Origin of the sequence: Paeniglutamicibacter sp. NPDC091659 (assembly GCF_044756805.1) — a bacterium.
Taxonomy (GTDB): Bacteria; Actinomycetota; Actinomycetes; order Actinomycetales; family Micrococcaceae; genus Paeniglutamicibacter.
The window spans coordinates 278,268-294,302 of the sequence record NZ_JBIVTO010000002.1 but is presented as its reverse complement, the minus strand read 5'-3'; the positions used below and the strand labels follow the sequence as shown (position 1 = coordinate 294,302).

Here is a 16,035-nt window from a genome sequence, read left to right as displayed (position 1 = left end):
ACCTTTTGGCATGGTCAGCTATGCCAAGGGGAGCGAGTACTGCAGGAAAAGCTCGTCGCGGACCCAGCCAAGCGATTCATAGACGGATTGGGCCTTCACGTTGGTCTTTGCCGTGGACAGGTCCAGCCTTGAGGCGCCGTTGGCGCGGCCAAACTCCTCGGCCTTGGCAAGCAGCGCCCGGCCGACTCCGAGTTGCCTCGACGCGGGGGAGACATATAGGTCGTAGAGAACAAATATCGGGCTTGCCTCGACTGAACAAAACGTCGGATACAACTGGGTAAATCCAACAAGGTCGCCACCGCCCGTTGACGCGATGAAGACGGTCGATTCACCTAGCCCGATTCTCTCGCTCAGATAGGCTCGTGCGAGCGGAATATCTGGCGGACAGTCGTAGAACTGCCTGTACGCGTCGAAAAGAGGTGCGAGGGATTCAACGTCTTCCATCCCGGCTTGATGGATGGAAACTGCCGCGGAATTCTCCATGTTCGGGCTCCTCTTGTCGATACGGAACCGAGTCCGCGAATTGTGCCAATCAAATGTATTGACGACTTTACAGCGCCGCTTTGGTGTAGGCCGCAGGTCCGCAGAACATGACCGTTGCACCGTTGCACGGACCGACCGAACGGAGTATGCCGGCGACGACTGCCGCCGGCATACTCCGATGTTTCCCTGTTTCGATTGCATCCGCGGCATCTTCCGGAAGAAGGACCAACCACCGTCGCACTGGCGACGGACGCGACCGTTGCTGTTGCGAAGCGGAACTTACTCCTGGTCCCGCCCGCCACCGGCAGTCACAGAGAGGCCCTCGCGCGCCACTGCGGAATGCGCCCCGCTGAATTCATTTCGGGCTGCCGCGATCTCGTTGATACGGCCACGAGAGAGGTACCAGCCCACCATCAGCGCCGGCACGATCACGATGATCGAGGCCACGGTCCAGGTGCCCACCGGGGAATCGAAGGCCATCAGCACGATCACCGCCAGCAGGAACGCCAAGGTCAGGTAGCCGGTGTAGGGCGCGCCGATCATCCGGAACGCCGGACGGACGGCCGCGCCTCGCTTGGCCAGGCGGTAGAGCGCCAGCTGGCACAGCACGATCATGCCCCAGGAGGCGATGATGCCCAGGGCCGCCATGTTCAGCACGATCTCAAAGGCCTGCGCCGGGACGATGGCGTTGAGCACCACGCCGAGGCCGGCGACCGCGGCGGTCAGGGCGATGCCACCGTAGGGCACGCCGCGGCTGTTCAGCTTGGCGGCAAAACGCGGCGCGGATCCGGCCAAGGCCATCGAGCGCAGGATGCGCCCGGTGGAGTACAGTCCGGCGTTCAGCGAGGACATGGCGGCGGTTAGCACCACCAGGTTCATGATCGAGTCCATGCCGTCGACCCCGATGGAACCGAAGAACGTCACGAACGGCGACTCGCCCGCCTTGTAGGCGGAGTAGGGCAGCAGCAGCGACAGCAGCACCAGTGAGCCGACGTAGAAGACGGCGATGCGGATGATCACGGTGTTGATGGCCTTGGGCATGACCTTCTCGGGATTCTGGGTCTCCCCGGCCGCGGTGCCGATCAGCTCGATCGAGGCGTAGGCGAACACGACGCCCTGCATCACCACGACGACCGGCAGCAAGCCGTTGGGGAAGAGGCCGCCGTTGTCGGCGATCAGCGAGAACCCGACCTCGTGCCCGGCCACGGGCGTGCCGAAGACGACGAAGTAGGTGCCCACCAGAAGGAACCCGACCAGCGCCACAACCTTGATCAGGGCGAACCAGAACTCCATTTCGCCGAAGACCTTCACCGAGACGAGGTTCAGTCCCAGCACCAGCAGCAGCGCGGCCAGCGCCCACACCCACTGAGGGACCGCCCCGATCCAGGGGACGTACTTGGCGAAGAAGTTCATGTACAGCGCGATCGCGGTGATGTCCACGATGGCGGTCATCGCCCAGTTGAGCCAGTAGAGCCACCCCGTCACGAACGCCGCCTTTTCCCCGAAGAACTCGCGGGCGTAGGAAACGAAGGAACCGGAGGACGGGCGGTGGACGACCAATTCGCCCAGCGCGCGCAGGATCAGGAACGCGAAGAACCCGCAGATGGCGTAGCTGAACATCAGCGCCGGTCCGGCTCCTGCCAGGCGCCCTCCGGCGCCCATGAACAGCCCGGTGCCGATGGCGCCGCCGATGGCGATCATCTGTATCTGGCGGGATTTCAAGCCCTTGTGCATCCCGGCGTCTTCGGCCGTCAATGCCGAATTCGGGATGTCTGGAACAGCGGTGGTGCGGGGTTCTTGAACTTCGTTGTTCATGCGCAGGTGCCTCTCGGGGAGTGTCTCGGGCGTGCTTTAGGGGGTGGAAATGATGGAAACGGAGGGGGGCTATTCGCTGAGGTTGGCCAGGCGTTCGGGGCGAAGCAACTCGTTGAGTTCCTCGGCGGTGAGCAGCCCGTGCTCGAGGACCAGTTCGGCCACGCCGCGTCCGGTGGCCAGCGCCTCGATGGCGATTTTCGTCGAGGCGGCGTAGCCCAGCTGGACGGTCAGTGCGGTGACCAGTCCGATGGAATTCTCGACCTGGGCACGCAGCTTGTCCTCGTGGGCGGTGATGCCGACAATGCACTTGTCGGCCAGCGTGATGCACGCGGCCTCCAGGTGGCGCATCGACTTGGTCAGGCTGTGCACGATAATCGGCTCAAAGGCGTTCAACTGCAGCTGCCCGGACTCGGCGGCCATCGTGATGGTCACGTCGTTGCCAATGACCTCGTAGGCCACCTGATTCACGACCTCGGGGATCACCGGGTTGACCTTGCCGGGCATGATCGAGGAGCCGGACTGCACCGCGGGCAGGTCGATTTCGCCCAGCCCTGCGCGCGGGCCCGAGGAGAGCAAGCGCAGGTCGTTGCAGACCTTGGACAGCTTGACCGCCACGCGCTTGAGAACGCCGGAGAGGTGCACGAATGCGCCTACATCGGCCGTGGCTTCGATCAGGTCGAAGGCCGTCTCCAGCTTCAGCCCGGAGATCGCGGCCAGGTGCGTGCAGGCCAGGGCCGAGTAGCCAAGCGGCGCATTCAGCTCGGTGCCGATGGCGGTGGCGCCCAGGTTGATCTCGTGGATCAGCAGCGTGGATTCGGCCAGGCGGGCGCGGTCCTCGCCCAGGGTGACGGCGTAGGCGTTGAACTCCTGGCCGAGGGTCATCGGGACCGCGTCCTGCAACTGGGTGCGTCCCATCTTCACGACCGTGCGGAACTCCACGGCCTTGGCGGCGAAGGCCGCGCCTAGGTGCTCCATCGCCTTGACCAGCGAGGTGGCGCCGAAGATGGTGGCGACGCGCACCGCGGTCGGGTAGACGTCGTTGGTTGACTGGCTGAGGTTTACGTGGTCGTTGGGGTGCAGGAACCGGTACTCGCCCTTGGCATGCCCCATGATCTCGAGCGCCCGGTTGGCGATGACCTCGTTGGCGTTCATGTTCGAGGAGGTGCCTGCGCCGCCCTGGATCACGTCGACCACGAACTGGTCGTGGAGCTTGCCGGCGATGATTTCCCTGCAGGCCTCGATGATGGCATTGGCGCGGGTCGCATCCAGCAAGCCCAGCTCCTGGTTGGCCTGGGCGGCGGCCTGCTTGACCATGGCCAGCGCCACGACCAGGTGCGAGTTGGTGGACAGCGGCTGGCCGGTGATCGGGAAGTTCTCCACGGCGCGCAGCGTGTGGACGCCCCAGTAGGCTTCCGCGGGAATGTCCCTGTCGCCGATCAGGTCGTGTTCGCTGCGCACGGCCTGCAAAACGGCATCCTGCAGGATGGCGGTGGTTTCGGGCATGGTTCTCCTAGGGTCACGGTGAAAAGGGGAAGTTTTTGGGCGCGTCGAAGGGCCAGATGGCCCCGTAGGGCCGTGATGGGAAGGGCAGGTCCGGCTGTTGTGGTGCTAGGGGAGCGGCAGCCCGTAGAGGGCACCGACCTGGTGGCCGCCGCCGAGGGCGGGGAGTTTGTTGAATGGTTCCAGCGATGGCGCATCCACGCCCAGGGCCAGCAAGGCCGGGACGGCCGCGGGCATCCGGGCACGGTCGCTGCCGTCGGAGATCTTCAGGGCAACGGCAGCGCCGTCGGCCAGAGCAATAAGTTGGATTCCCTCGAAACCGTCCTTGGCCAGCAGCCCGGGCACCGCGTGCATGAGCGCGGTGACGTCGCGTCCGCGCCCCGCAACCATCTCGGGGTGGGCGCGCATCGCGCTGGCCACCTTGTGCTCCGCGGTCCCGGCCGGCGCGGTGACCAGCTTCTGGAAGGCTCGGGCCATGCCGGTCAGCGAGAGTGCGAAGACCTCGGTGCCGCAGCCGTCGGTGCTGATCAGGGTGGTGGGTTCCCCGGTGAGTTCGGCGACCACCTCGCGGATGAGTGTGGGCAGCGGATGCTCATGCTGCAGGTAGTTTTCCAGAGGCCAGCCGTTGAGCTCGCAGGCCGCGAGCATAGCCGCGTGCTTGCCCGAGCAGTTCTGGGCCAGCCGCGTGGGCCCGTTGCCGGCCTGGATCCAGGCGTGGCGTTCGGCCACCCCGTAGGGCAGGTCGGTCGAGTTGCCCAAGGCCCCGGGTTCCAGCCCGGCGTCGGCAAGGATCTTTGCCGCCTGGTCCTGGTGCTCGGCGGATCCGGAGTGGCTGGCCGCGGCCAAGGCCAGCTGGGCGGGGGACAGTTCCAGTCCCGCACGCACGAGGGCCACGGCAATCAACGGCTTGAGGGCCGAACGCGGATAGATCGGCGCTTCGGGCTCGCCTCGGGTGAGCACGGTTTCACCGTTCGGGGCCAATGCCACGAGGGAGCCGAAGTGGACGCTTTCGACCGTCTCGCCACGGGTCTGCACCGCGAGCGGGACATGGGCGGGGAAGTTGGCGGGGATCATGCTTCGGTGGCTCCAAGGATCAATGTCAGTGCTTCGTCCACTGCAGTCAGGTGTGCGGTCATGGCCCGTCCCGCCGCTGCGCCGTCGCCGGTCTCGATGGCGGCGAGGATTTCGCGGTGTTCGGCGTGGGAGGGGTGTTGGCGCCCGGTGATGAGGTTGATGGTCTCGGACTGGTTGACCATGGCTTCGCGGATGTCGTTGACGACCCGCTCGAAGACACCGTTGCCGCTGGCGCGGGCAATGGCGGCGTGGAAGCTGGCATCCAGTGCGACCCAGATTTCGGGATCGTCCTCGTCCTCCATGGCGTCGAGGAGCCCGCGCATTTCCTCAAGCTGTTCCGCGGTGGCGCGGGCCGCGGCCAGTTCGGCCGAGGGCACTTCAATATGCGGGCGGGCCTCCATAAGGCTTCGGGCGGAGAACCGGCCGAGCTTCAGGTCGCCGCCGGCGCGGCTGGCAATGACAAAGGTTCCCTTGCCGGTCTTGGTTTCGGTGAGGCCCAGGGCGGCCGCAGAACGCAGCGCCTCGCGGATCACCGAGCGACTCACCGCATACTGAGTGGCCAGCGTGGCCTCGGCGCCGAGTTTGCTGCCGACCGGTAGCTCGCCGGATTCGATGGAGTGGCGGATGGAATTGAAGACGGCTTCGGCGGCACTCGTCCTCACGATCGAATGCGGTCCGACTGTCCGGCTGTCTGACAGGTTCATGTTTTTGACTATGTCACGCCTCACAAATCACTGTCAAGGCGGGTGCGCTGCTTCTACATGAACCCCGCGTGGTGCCACCACGGCACCACCTGGACCGCCTCGTGCAATGGTGCAGGTCAGCTAGAAATTGATGAGGGTCGCGGCGAGTAAAAGTCCGTCGCCGAGAGGGCTGACTGCAAAAGTTGCTGTCGTGAGTGAGATCTGGGCAGGAGGGCGCCCCAAAGGCATTCCGGAAGCCGTGGAGTCCGGACGCGCCGGTCGCCTCGGCCAGCGCCGGAACCGTCAAGTAACTCTTCGTGCTCTTGGGTATGGTGAGAGGGTTGTGGCTGCGCCTACTCATGACGGGGATTTATCGAGTGCCCCGCCACGCCGTGTGGTCGCGCCGGGGCTGCCCATTTGAAATTGCGGTCCGGTGGAGATCCGGGCCAAGTGTTGCCTCAGCTGTGTTTGTGGCCGCTGCGACTCAACGAGCGACTTGGGATTTTCCAAGTCCTTGCGCGGGTTCATGCGTGTTCTGTCATTTGCATCCGACCACATGTGGTTTGTCTGCGTCGGGAACGGGCCTCGGCGTGTCCACATGGCGAGTCTTGCCCTCGGTGCGAGTTGGACGACCTAGTGGAGTGTGACTTTTGAAAAAGCGGAAAATATCCGACTGTGAGTCTTGGCGTGGCTGGCCTGGGACTGGCCGGTGGTTGGGTGCCCTTCGAAGACCAATCGCCTTTCTGCTGGCGTTCATTCTTGACCAGGGCCTACGGGCTCATGCCTTGATTCTTCTGGGGCATGTCCCTTGCCGACCGCCTTAGACGTCTTTATCGTCACCACACCGTAGGCGGTGGAGCCCCTACAGCAGGACTCGGATTTGGTTTCTGACATCTTGCACAAGCTCATCGACAGTCTTGGTCGCGTTGATGCTGGCTGCCATGCTCAGGAACAGCACCGCGGAGATGATGTGCGCGAGCGCACCTGCTTTTTCGGTATGAACGCGTCCGTCCCGTCGCAACACGTCGGCAATCGCTTCCTCAGTCTGGGCCGAGAGGACCAAGGCATCGCGGTGGTGCGGTTCCTCGTGATCGCCAAAAACCATTTCCCTCAGGTAGGTCCGCCCGTTATCGATCTGGGTGCGATTGCATTCCACCACGGGATGAACGATCGCCATGACAGCCTCAAGGGTGTCGGATATTGACTCGGCGGCGGACCTGCCCTTGTTGAGCGCCAAGGCGTAGCCGGAGTTTTGCACGAGCAGGAGCAGATCGCCTTTTGACTTGACATACAGGAAGAGGGTGCCGGCGCCAATGTCTGCCTTGTCAGCAATTTGCTGCGTGGTGACCTCATCCACGCCATGCTCGGCAAAGAGTTCGCGGGCGGCAGCCACGATCCGGTCGAGCTTGGCCTGCTTGTTTCGCTCGCGCCGGCCGATCGGCTGGGAAGCGACTGGCATAAGGGTCCTTTCGGGAATAGAACATGACTGCGCTCAGTTATGAGTGTAGTCGGTACTGTGTGGGCTCGGATATGTGTCCACTCATTCTCCCACGAGGCCCCGAGTATTCAGCTTGGCGGCTTGCTGTTCCGATGTCCACGATCGACCCAAGTAAAGGACTTCTTCCCCCATGGCTTTGACCTCTCTCTGGCAACCGTTCACTCTCGGCCGGGTGGAGCTTCCCCATCGGCTCGCGCTGGCACCCATGACCCGCAACCGTGCCAACCCGGATGGCACCCTTGGCGACCTTGCGGCGACGTACTACGGGCAGCGCGCGTCCCTTGGTCTTGTCATTACCGAGGGCGTCCAGCCCTCGGCCGACGGGCAGGGATATGTGAACACCCCCGGAATCTACACGCCGGAGCACATCGAAGGCTGGCGACAGGTCGCCGATGCGGTGCATAGTGGCGGCGGTTCGCTGTTCATCCAGCTGATGCATGCCGGCCGGGTGTCACATCCGGACAACACGCCACACCACAGCCCACCGGTGGCGCCCTCGGCGATCTCCGCCGACCAGGACATCAGCACCCAGTCCGGGCCGCAGAAGACTCCGGTTCCTCGCGAACTTGGTACCGAAGACATCGCCACCGTGATCGCCGAGTTCCGCCATGCGGCAGCCTCCGCGATCGCCGCGGGCGCCGACGGGGTGGAAATCCACGGCGCCAATGGATACCTGCTGCACCAGTTCCTCTCCCCGAACGCCAACCACCGCACCGACTCCTACGGCGGCTCGATGGAGAACCGGTCCAGGTTCGTCATCGAGGTCGCCCGGGCCCTCGCCGAGGAGATCGGGGCCGACCGCGTTGGCATTCGGCTCTCCCCGGCCATGCCCCTGGGCGGAATCGACGAGGGCGAGACCGAGAGCGTGCGCGCACACTACCGGCACCTGGTCGGCGAGCTAGCGCACCTAAACCTTGCCTACCTTCACCTGCACCACGTCGGCGATGACGAACTGCTGCGGTCCCTCCGGGACGTGTGGCCCACCGCGATGCTGGTTGTCCGCTACGGCCGCACCCGCGAGCAGATTGCCGATGACATCGACGCGGGCCTTGCCGACATTGCCCCGCTGGGCCGGATGGCCCTGGCCAACCCGGACATCGTCGAACGCCTGCGCACCGACGCCCCGCTCAACGAACTGGATCCCGCAACCATCTATGGCGGCGGCGAAGCCGGCTACGTCGACTACCCCACCTTGGCACACGCCTGAGCCGGCGCCCCGGGTCGTTCGGCCCCGCCCTCGGCGGGGAGCCCGACTCACAATCCAAGCCTGAAAGGACGCACGCATCCGTGCGTCCACTGAACCAGAAGAAAGATCAAGAACATGTCCTCACTTAACGGTGCAGTTGTCCTTGTCACCGGAGCCAATGGTGGCATCGGAACCCATTTCGTCCACGAAGCCCTGGCCCGCGGCGCAAGCAAGGTCTATGCCACCGCCCGCACTCCACGCGCCTGGGATGACGAGCGGATCATTCCGCTGGCCCTCGACGTCACCGACCAGGCTTCGATCCGGGCCGCAGTCGAGGCAGCCGGGGACGTGACTGTGCTGATCAACAATGCGGGCGCTTCGGTGGCCAGCAGCGGGATTCTCACCCACACCGACGAGGAAATCCGTGCGAACGTGGAAACCAACTTCCTCGGACCGCTGTTTGTGGCTCGGGCGTTTGCACCCGTCCTGTCGGCAAACGACAATTCGGTGCTTATCGACATGCACTCGGCACTGAGTTGGTATGCCGTCGCCGGAATCTACAGCGCCACCAAGGCGGCCCTGTGGTCGGTCACGAACTCGCTGCGCCTGGAACTGGCCCCCGCCGGCGTGCACGTCCTCGGGGTGCACGTAGCCTACGTTGACACACCCATGGCCGCGCACTCCACGGATCCGAAGACCGACCCGGCGGATCTGGTGGCCATCGTCTTTGATGCCGTCGCGGCCGGCAAACATGAGGTTCTTGCCGACGCAACCTCGGCGCAGCTGAAGGCCGGGCTCAGCGCCCCGCTCGAAGCAATGTACCCCCAGCTGGGCCGCACGAGCGCATAAGGGCACCCCGGGATCGCCGTCGGCCTGCGTTTCAGCCACCGACGGCGATCCCGGGGAGAAGGCTTATGCGGGCCCACCTCCGGTAGGTCCGTCAATTCGGGAGCCTGCAGGATTGCTGGTTTCGACGTCATTGCCGGCAGGAATCAGATCGTCGTTCATCCCGCCCGGAGGTCGTTCTGCCGGGGCCGGCAAACCCCGGCCATGTAGGCACCCAAAACGTCAACGAACCGGTAGCGGGTCCGGTATGCGGGGCCCGCTACCGGTCGTGGTGTTGGAGCGGAGTGCGGAGTGCGTCCTCGGGGAAAGCGGGCTTGGTCAGTGGGCCCCATTGGCAGGACGTTGCGCGACGGCATTCCGGTCGAGGAATTCGACGGCGGCGGGAGCGAATTGCTCGTGGAACTGGAAAATGCTGCCGTGACCGGCGCCCGGGTAGATGATCAGCTCGGAGCCGTTGATGCGGCGGTGCAGATCCTTGGAAAACCTGGTCGGCACCATGCGGTCGTTGTCACCGTTGACGATCAGGGTGGGCTGGGTGATCCGGGCCAGGTCCATGGGGGCTGCCCGCCCCCAGTCCTTGATGGCCTTCAGCTGCGACCGAAACGCCTTGAATGAGATGGGGGCATCCCGGTCCACGGTGCGCTCCTCGAGGCGTTTCACAAACTCCTTCGCGGACCGCTTGCCCTCGGTGTCGCGGTTGAAGAACAGGAACTCCTTGGGATCCGACCTGCCCAAAGCCGCCCGCACCATGTCGAGGTAGGTGGTTGCGGCAACCTTGTCCGTGCTATTGCCGCCCCGGGGGCCCGTCCCGATGAGGACCAGTTTGCGAACCAGATCAGGGTGCCTGGCCACCAGGCCTTGGGCCACCATTCCTCCGAGGGACAGCGCGAAGACGTCGACCAGGTCGAAGCCGAGAGCCCTGATGAAGGAACGCGCGTCGTCGGCCATTTCCTCGATGCTGCCGGGCACCTCTCCGGTGGAAGCTCCCACACCGCGGTTGTCGAAAGCGATGACGTGGTGGTTCTTGGCGATGGGGTCAATGATCAGTGGATCCCAGTTGTCCAGGGTAGCGGCCAGATGGACGAAGAAGATGACGGGGATGCCACCTTTGGGGCCCAACTCGCGGTAGGCGTAGGTGACGCCGTCGACGGTGAGAGTGCGGTTAGGCTCCTGCTTGTATGAGGCGCCTGCGCAATGTGAGGCATGATCGTTCGTGCTCATGGTGTCTTCCTGTGTGGTGGCATCGAGCGGTTTCAGCGGGCCTGGACGGGGCCCGGCAGATGCACGCGATCAGGCCCGCTGATCACGGTCTTGCCGCGGATGCCGCCCTTGTCGATGTCTTGGAGGGCCTGTGCGGTCTGCTCGAAGGGGACGACCCGTCCGACGATCGGGCGCACTGTGCCACCATCAACCAAGGAGGCTATCCGGCCCAGCTGTTCGCCGCTGGCGCGCATGAACAAGAACTCGTAGCTCACTCCAAGCTTCTTGGCCTGGCGCCGGACGCCGGCACTGAGCCCGGTGATCGCCAGGCGCAGCACGGGGTTGAGGCCTGCTTCTCGGGCAAAGGCAGGGTCCGGGGGCCCGGAGATGCCGATGGCCTTGCCGCCCGGCTTCAGGACCCGCAGGGACTTTGTGAGATTTTCCCCACCCAGACTGTCCAGCACCAAATCATAATCGGAAATGCGCTGCTCGAAGTCCTCGTTTCGGTAATCAATGAGGGTGTCGGCGCCAAGCTCACGAACGAAGTCAATGTTGGAGGCGCTAACCGTGGTCGCGACGCTCGCTCCGAGGTGTTTGGCCAACTGGATGGCAATCGAACCCACCCCACCGGCCCCGGCGTGGATGAGGACTTTCTGCCCGGGCTGGACATTGCCCCGCTCGACGAGGGCCTGCCACGCGGTCAAGGCCACCAGCGGCAGTGAACCCGCCTCCTCGAAGCCGATCGAGGCCGGCTTCATGGCCAGATCTGCCTCGGGCACAGTGATCCGCTCGGCAAATGAGCCAATGCTGTCCGTGCGTGGCCTCCCATAGACCTCATCACCGACCTTGAACGCCTGCACCTTCGCGCCCACCCCGAGGACGACACCAGCTACGTCGTGGCCGAGGACCAGCGGCAATCTGTATGGAAGTATCTGCTTGAACTCACCGGTCCGGATCTTCTCATCCAGTTGATTGAGTCCTGCGGCTCGCACTTGAATGAGGACGTCATACTCTCCAACCAGGGGCTCGGGTACGTCCATTGCCTCCAACGGACCCTTGTACCGACTGATAGCGAATGCTTTCATAGTGTGCCTCCTGCATGTTCGATGATGGGTACCAGCCGCGGACGCCCGGTCTATTGGCGGTGAACCTCGGGCGCGACGGTAGATGGCTGATGGTGTTGCGCGACGGCACCTTGAGTGGAATTGGGACATGTGGAGAAGCGGCCGCGGGCGAAGTCTTGCCCGGCGCGTTGGCCATAGGCATTGAAACAGCAGACGGACCGCTGACCTTTTCGTTCATGTCGGTACTTCCGGGCTACCACTGACCTGGTTTTGTTTCAGCCCGGCAGTGTCCCAATTCCCACATTTGACGATATTCGAGTCTACTCATAATTGAGTATACTCATAAATTTGTGCGGAAAGGGGGCTCTTGTCTGCCCTGGTTGGATTGAGGCTCTGGACTCCGCTTGCGGTTCATTCATGATGGTGAGTTGATCGCCTCTGGTCCGAGGTCGATCGGGGCCAGCGTCTCAAAGCGGTCGCCAGCCGAATGTATCTGTGACTGCTAATTCCGTTTGGCGGTTGAATCGCAAATCTGTACGGAACTCTTTGCGCTACCGATGGCGAGTCCTGCTTAGCTGGTGGGAGATGGGCCGGTTTGGTGTTTCCGGCTGAAGAGCGTGGACTCGACTCGGGCTAAGGAAACCTGGGATCAGCCGGGAGCACGACGGTCGGCGCGCATCGGCTTGTATGAGGTTCCGCAGGACCGGTGCGGAGAATGAGGGGAGACTTGTAAAAAAGTGAAATGTTCGTCGCTAAGATTTAGGCAAACATCGCAGGACCTGTTTTTTGGTGCCCGATGAGGAGTTGTTCCCGTCGTTCATCTGGGGGGGAGTGGCGCAGGATGAAAGCACAGAGTATCGATGTGTCCGTCGCAGAGAGCGTTGCGGTTGGCCACGCGCCGACCAGATCAAGCCCGGCAAGCACGGGTCACCACTCAGGGGTGTAGGTCGACGTCCAGCCCAGGAAACGTGCTCTGAACGCCATCTGGTTCCCACAACCTAGGGTGGTCCGGTCAGCCACGTGGCGGAATCGATGTTGCCCTGCCACCGCGTGGCAATGCCCGCGTCGCCCGCGTCGCCCGCGTCGCCCGAATAAGCCGCGACGTCCGCGCGCGGGACGCGGATCTGGATTTTGTTCTGGACCTCGACCACATCTATTCCTTTAGGACGCAGGCTCAGGCCTTGGTGACCTGCCTGCCGGTGAATGCAACGAGCCTGTCCAGGCTCTCGGCGGATTCCTCGACGAGGGTTTCCTCAGCGAAGGTGTGGCCGCGCATGCCCGGGGCGATGGTGTTCCGGGCCAGCCCCAGGACGTAGTCGGAAAGGGCCGGCGCAACATCGAGGGCCTCTCCCTTCGCGGAGGCGAAATCCCAGGCGTGGATCAGGAATTCAATGTTCAGGATGTTGGCCACGATGCTGGCAGGCAGCACGGCGAAGCCCATGTCGATGGTGCCTTCCAGGCCGCGGGCGTTGAAGGCCTCCAACGTGGCGGCCGCGGCATCGGCCACGCGGACTTCGGGAGATGCGCCGGCATTGTCGTTGATTTCGAGGCCCAATGCCTTGCCGATGCTGAGGACGGACCCCACCAGGTGCGCGACGAGAGCCTCCACCGTGAAATCCTCGCAGGGCGTTTGCAGGCCCATGTCCGACGACTCCAAGGCAGCCAGGGTGCGCTGGGCAATGGCGAGGGTGGCTTCGGCGCTGATCAACTCGTTGATCGGATCCGGCGCGGCTGCCCAGTCGTCGGCGCCGGCATCGCCCGTGGTGGCCAAGGCTTCGAGGCGGCCCAGGAAGTGGTTCCATCCTTCGGTGTGGGCGGCGACTTGCTCGCCGGCGAGGCCCTCGTGCACGAGCCGGACATTTGTGCCGCCCTCCACCGGTTCAAGGGTGATGGCGACGGTGGAGGGGTTGGCTTCCGGCGCATCTTGGCCCTGCCAGCCCCAAGTGAACACGACGCGCTTGCCGGGATCGATCTCCGTATATGTGCCGGCGGCCGAATGCCCCGGCGTGACGGTCCACCGGTATTCTCCGCCCACCCTCAGGTCCACGCGGGCTGCCACGGTTTGCCAGCGGCGGAGGCGTTCGGGTTTAGTGACGAGTGCAAACGCGGTGTCCGGATCGACGGGAATGAAGACGGTTTTGTCAATGGTCATTGGAATTCTCCTTGGGATGGGGTGCTGATCGGGAAGGCCGGATCGCCGCGGCGTCCGTCGCAAGCTGGTCCAGCTCGGTGTTCCAAAACGATTCCAGCGAGTCGCGAAGCCGGGCCATTCCGTGCGGCTCCAGGCTGTAGAGCCGTCTCCGGCCGTCCTTCCTTGCCCGGACCAGTCCGACGTCGGCCAGCAGTTTCAGGTGCTGGGAGATGGCGGACCGGCTGACAGGAAAATTCTCCGCCAATTCGTTCACGCTCGTTTCCCCGCGACCCAGCAGTTGCAACAGGCGTCGCCTATTGGGTTCGGCTGCGGTTTCCAGGAGATCGAGCATGAAAAATACGTTAGCTGTGACTAACGCATATTGCAATAGCCGCGCGTCCTTGCCGGTTTGGCGAACCGTCCAGGGGCCGTTTGGGCGCCGTGCGAAGTGTTTCCGATGCGGCCGTGCACCTCTGCTTTTGCCGATGCCACAACGACGTGGCGCGTATCCGGAGGCGTCGATCTGGCCGGGGCGCCACGAACGTGGCTGCGGAGCCCGTTGCGTCGCGAGCTTCCATGCTGCTGGTTTTCGGGTGAGGGGGAGCGCCGCGGTCGGGCGGCCCGGGGACCGGAATGCCGGATGGCCGAGTCGGAACGCCTAGAGACGCGGAAATGACGGGCTTATGCTTGGGGCAGTAGCGGTCAGGGGAGGATGGCGGACGCGCCGCCGGACGCCTGCCGCGGACCGGCAGGAGAACAGTCATGGACGACGAATCGGTCGTGCGGCAACAACTTTCGGCGCGCATCGAGGCCAGGCGGGCGAATATTTCGCGATTCCTATTGCACGCGCGACCTCGGCGAAACCGCTTGGCCAACCTCAGCATCGTTGGCAGCGCCATTGCCGCGGTGATGACCGCCGGTCCGGCGCTGGGTGGCCAGTCCTTCACCGCCAGCGTGCAAAGCAGCCTGGGCATCGAGGACAGCTCGACCGTTTGGCGGGTCCTATGTCTTGCCGCCATGTTGCTATCGGTTGCGGCGGCCGTGGCCACGAACCTGAGCAATTCCCGTGACCTGAACGGGCGCGTCACCGCGGCCGAAACCTGCAACGCCGAGCTGGAGGGTCTGGAAACGCTGCTGGAATTCGGGCAGCTGCCTCTCCCGGAGGCCGTCAAGCTCTACCAGCAGTACGTCGCCAAGGTGCCCTTCGTGGACGAAGTCGCTGTGCGCGGATAGTTGCGGCCAAGCCGTTTCGGGAGGGGAGGCCCGCGTTCCCGAAACGATAACCTCGCATCAAAACCTTGACATCGGGCGTGTTCCAGCGCTCATGCTGGATGGTGCCCAATCCGCATCGGACAGTCGGCAAATCCATCGCCGTCTCGCCGCGTCGCACGCGGAATCTTGCTATCAGTTCTCGGTGAACCCGGATGATGTGGATTCGCGGGGCCGGGCAGCCCGATGGATTTTCCCACCAACGTGAAAGCGGACAGGTCATGAAGCAGGTCGCTTTGGGCAGTCAGGGATTGGCTGTTCCCGTTCAAGGGCTCGGGGCGATGGGGATGAGTGCGTTCTACGGCGGGAGGGACGACGCCGAATCCGCCGCCACGCTGCAGCGGGCGGTGGATCTTGGGGTGACCCTGATAGATACTGCCGAGATCTACGGACCCTTCCTCAACGAGCAGCTGATCGGCCGGGTGCTTGGCCCGCGGCGCGGGGAGATCACCGTCGCCTCGAAGTTCGCGCGGCAGATTTTCGACGACGGCACCTTCGGGCCCGTCAATGGAAGCCCCGCCTATGCTCGCAAGGCGCTCGAGCGGTCGCTGGTGACCCTCGGGACCGACGTCATCGACCTCTATTACATGCACCGGATGGACCCGAAGATCCCGATCGAGGAAACCATGGGTGCACTCTCCGAGTTCGTGCACGAAGGAAAAATCCGCTACATCGGGCTGTCCGAGGCTGCGCCCGAAACGATCAGGCGCGCGCACGCAGTGCATCCGGTGACGGCCGTGCAGACCGAGTACTCGCTCTTCGAGCGTTCCCCGGAAGCGAACGGCGTGCTCCAGACGGTGCGCGAGCTGGGGATCGGGTTTGTGGCCTATTCGCCGTTGTCCCGCGGATTCCTCTCGGGGGCCATCACCAAGATCTCGGACTTCGCCGAGGACGACTTCCGGCGGCATTCCCCGCGCTTCAGCAAAGAGAATTTCGGGGAGAACCTCAAACTGGTGGACCTCGTTCGCGCCATGGCCGTGGACAAGAGCGTCACTCCGTCGCAACTGGCCCTGGACTGGCTCCAGGCCCAGGGCGTGGTGTCGATCCCCGGCACGAAGCGCCGACGCCATCTGGAAGAAAACGTGGCGGACGCGGATGTCGAGCTGGACGGCGCCGAGATCGCCGAGCTGTCATCGATCATTCCGGGGTCCGCGGTCCGCGGTGCCCGATACGACGAGGCGGGCATGAAATCAACCTACCTGTGACCGGTCGGGACCACGGGAAGGGCGGATCCCCGCCTCCGGGTGAAGACCGGGGACGGGGATCCGTGGTGCGTGCGCCGCGCG

The 16,035-nt window shown here is 64.1% G+C and carries 15 protein-coding genes; 4 read left to right on the top strand and 11 right to left on the bottom strand.

The features are described from left to right. Positions 1–18 precede the first annotated feature (18 nt). The 6 genes from ACIQLF_RS06260 to ACIQLF_RS06235 all read right to left on the bottom strand — a co-directional run bounded on the left by ACIQLF_RS06260 (position 19) and on the right by ACIQLF_RS06235 (position 7,014). Positions 19–483, bottom strand: coding sequence for a GNAT family N-acetyltransferase (locus tag ACIQLF_RS06260; protein WP_400295721.1), 465 nt, complete (start codon positions 481–483; stop codon positions 19–21). Between the two features lie 279 nt (positions 484–762). Continuing rightward, a complete protein-coding gene (locus tag ACIQLF_RS06255) occupies positions 763–2,298 on the bottom strand; it encodes an amino acid permease (protein WP_400295719.1) in 1,536 nt (511 codons plus the stop codon). Positions 2,299–2,367: 69 nt separating this feature from the next. Further along, the gene (locus ACIQLF_RS06250; RefSeq protein ID WP_400295717.1) at positions 2,368–3,801 is read right to left on the bottom strand and encodes an aspartate ammonia-lyase; all 1,434 of its coding nucleotides are present in this window, start codon (positions 3,799–3,801) and stop codon (positions 2,368–2,370) included. A 105-nt stretch (positions 3,802–3,906) separates the two neighbouring features. Continuing rightward, positions 3,907–4,872, bottom strand: coding sequence for an asparaginase (locus tag ACIQLF_RS06245; protein ID WP_400295714.1), 966 nt, complete (start codon positions 4,870–4,872; stop codon positions 3,907–3,909). Next, the gene (locus tag ACIQLF_RS06240; protein ID WP_400295711.1) at positions 4,869–5,576 is read right to left on the bottom strand and encodes a FadR/GntR family transcriptional regulator; all 708 of its coding nucleotides are present in this window, start codon (positions 5,574–5,576) and stop codon (positions 4,869–4,871) included. Before ACIQLF_RS06240 ends, ACIQLF_RS06245 begins: the two co-directional genes overlap by 4 nt. A gap of 841 nt (positions 5,577–6,417) precedes the next feature. Next, entirely contained in the window at positions 6,418–7,014 is a 597-nt protein-coding gene (locus ACIQLF_RS06235) for a TetR/AcrR family transcriptional regulator (RefSeq protein WP_400295709.1), read from the bottom strand. Between the two features lie 169 nt (positions 7,015–7,183). Between ACIQLF_RS06235 and ACIQLF_RS06230 the strand changes: the two genes are divergently transcribed. Together ACIQLF_RS06230 and ACIQLF_RS06225 are read left to right on the top strand one after the other, a co-directional pair. Then, complete coding sequence (locus tag ACIQLF_RS06230; RefSeq protein WP_400295706.1) at positions 7,184–8,260, top strand: alkene reductase; 1,077 nt, start codon at positions 7,184–7,186, stop codon at positions 8,258–8,260. A 114-nt stretch (positions 8,261–8,374) separates the two neighbouring features. Next, positions 8,375–9,088, top strand: a complete 714-nt coding sequence (locus tag ACIQLF_RS06225) for an SDR family oxidoreductase (protein WP_400295703.1) — start codon at positions 8,375–8,377, stop codon at positions 9,086–9,088. Between the two features lie 315 nt (positions 9,089–9,403). On the opposite strand, the gene ACIQLF_RS06220 is transcribed toward ACIQLF_RS06225, so the two are convergent. The 5 genes from ACIQLF_RS06220 to ACIQLF_RS06200 form a co-directional block, all read right to left on the bottom strand. Next, complete coding sequence (locus ACIQLF_RS06220; RefSeq protein ID WP_400295702.1) at positions 9,404–10,306, bottom strand: alpha/beta fold hydrolase; 903 nt, start codon at positions 10,304–10,306, stop codon at positions 9,404–9,406. A 32-nt stretch (positions 10,307–10,338) separates the two neighbouring features. Then, on the bottom strand, positions 10,339–11,370 hold the full coding sequence (locus ACIQLF_RS06215; RefSeq protein WP_400295700.1) for an NADP-dependent oxidoreductase: 1,032 nt from the start codon (positions 11,368–11,370) through the stop codon (positions 10,339–10,341). Positions 11,371–12,347: 977 nt separating this feature from the next. Beyond that, positions 12,348–12,500 carry a hypothetical protein gene (locus ACIQLF_RS06210; RefSeq protein ID WP_400295697.1) on the bottom strand — a complete coding sequence of 51 codons (153 nt, stop codon included), beginning with the start codon at positions 12,498–12,500 and terminating at the stop codon, positions 12,348–12,350. A gap of 23 nt (positions 12,501–12,523) precedes the next feature. Then, positions 12,524–13,501 (bottom strand): TIGR03086 family metal-binding protein, encoded by a 978-nt coding sequence (locus ACIQLF_RS06205; RefSeq protein ID WP_400295695.1) that lies wholly within the window; start codon positions 13,499–13,501, stop codon positions 12,524–12,526. Then, positions 13,491–13,832 (bottom strand): ArsR/SmtB family transcription factor, encoded by a 342-nt coding sequence (locus ACIQLF_RS06200; RefSeq protein ID WP_400295692.1) that lies wholly within the window; start codon positions 13,830–13,832, stop codon positions 13,491–13,493. Before ACIQLF_RS06200 ends, ACIQLF_RS06205 begins: the two co-directional genes overlap by 11 nt. A gap of 410 nt (positions 13,833–14,242) precedes the next feature. On the opposite strand from ACIQLF_RS06200, the gene ACIQLF_RS06195 reads away from it, so the two are divergent. Beyond that, complete coding sequence (locus ACIQLF_RS06195; protein WP_400295690.1) at positions 14,243–14,713, top strand: hypothetical protein; 471 nt, start codon at positions 14,243–14,245, stop codon at positions 14,711–14,713. 257 nt (positions 14,714–14,970) lie between these two features. After that, positions 14,971–15,954, top strand: a complete 984-nt coding sequence (locus ACIQLF_RS06190; RefSeq protein ID WP_400295689.1) for an aldo/keto reductase — start codon at positions 14,971–14,973, stop codon at positions 15,952–15,954. Positions 15,955–16,035 lie beyond the last annotated feature (81 nt).

Coding starts and splice junctions, on each gene's coding strand:
- ACIQLF_RS06260 (WP_400295721.1), bottom strand. CDS start 483: ATGGAGAATTCCGCGGCAGTTTCCATCCATCAAGCCGGGATGGAAGAC.
- ACIQLF_RS06255 (WP_400295719.1), bottom strand. CDS start 2,298: ATGAACAACGAAGTTCAAGAACCCCGCACCACCGCTGTTCCAGACATC.
- ACIQLF_RS06250 (WP_400295717.1), bottom strand. CDS start 3,801: ATGCCCGAAACCACCGCCATCCTGCAGGATGCCGTTTTGCAGGCCGTG.
- ACIQLF_RS06245 (WP_400295714.1), bottom strand. CDS start 4,872: ATGATCCCCGCCAACTTCCCCGCCCATGTCCCGCTCGCGGTGCAGACC.
- ACIQLF_RS06240 (WP_400295711.1), bottom strand. CDS start 5,576: ATGAACCTGTCAGACAGCCGGACAGTCGGACCGCATTCGATCGTGAGG.
- ACIQLF_RS06235 (WP_400295709.1), bottom strand. CDS start 7,014: ATGCCAGTCGCTTCCCAGCCGATCGGCCGGCGCGAGCGAAACAAGCAG.
- ACIQLF_RS06230 (WP_400295706.1), top strand. CDS start 7,184: ATGGCTTTGACCTCTCTCTGGCAACCGTTCACTCTCGGCCGGGTGGAG.
- ACIQLF_RS06225 (WP_400295703.1), top strand. CDS start 8,375: ATGTCCTCACTTAACGGTGCAGTTGTCCTTGTCACCGGAGCCAATGGT.
- ACIQLF_RS06220 (WP_400295702.1), bottom strand. CDS start 10,306: ATGAGCACGAACGATCATGCCTCACATTGCGCAGGCGCCTCATACAAG.
- ACIQLF_RS06215 (WP_400295700.1), bottom strand. CDS start 11,370: ATGAAAGCATTCGCTATCAGTCGGTACAAGGGTCCGTTGGAGGCAATG.
- ACIQLF_RS06205 (WP_400295695.1), bottom strand. CDS start 13,501: ATGACCATTGACAAAACCGTCTTCATTCCCGTCGATCCGGACACCGCG.
- ACIQLF_RS06200 (WP_400295692.1), bottom strand. CDS start 13,832: ATGCTCGATCTCCTGGAAACCGCAGCCGAACCCAATAGGCGACGCCTG.
- ACIQLF_RS06195 (WP_400295690.1), top strand. CDS start 14,243: ATGGACGACGAATCGGTCGTGCGGCAACAACTTTCGGCGCGCATCGAG.
- ACIQLF_RS06190 (WP_400295689.1), top strand. CDS start 14,971: ATGAAGCAGGTCGCTTTGGGCAGTCAGGGATTGGCTGTTCCCGTTCAA.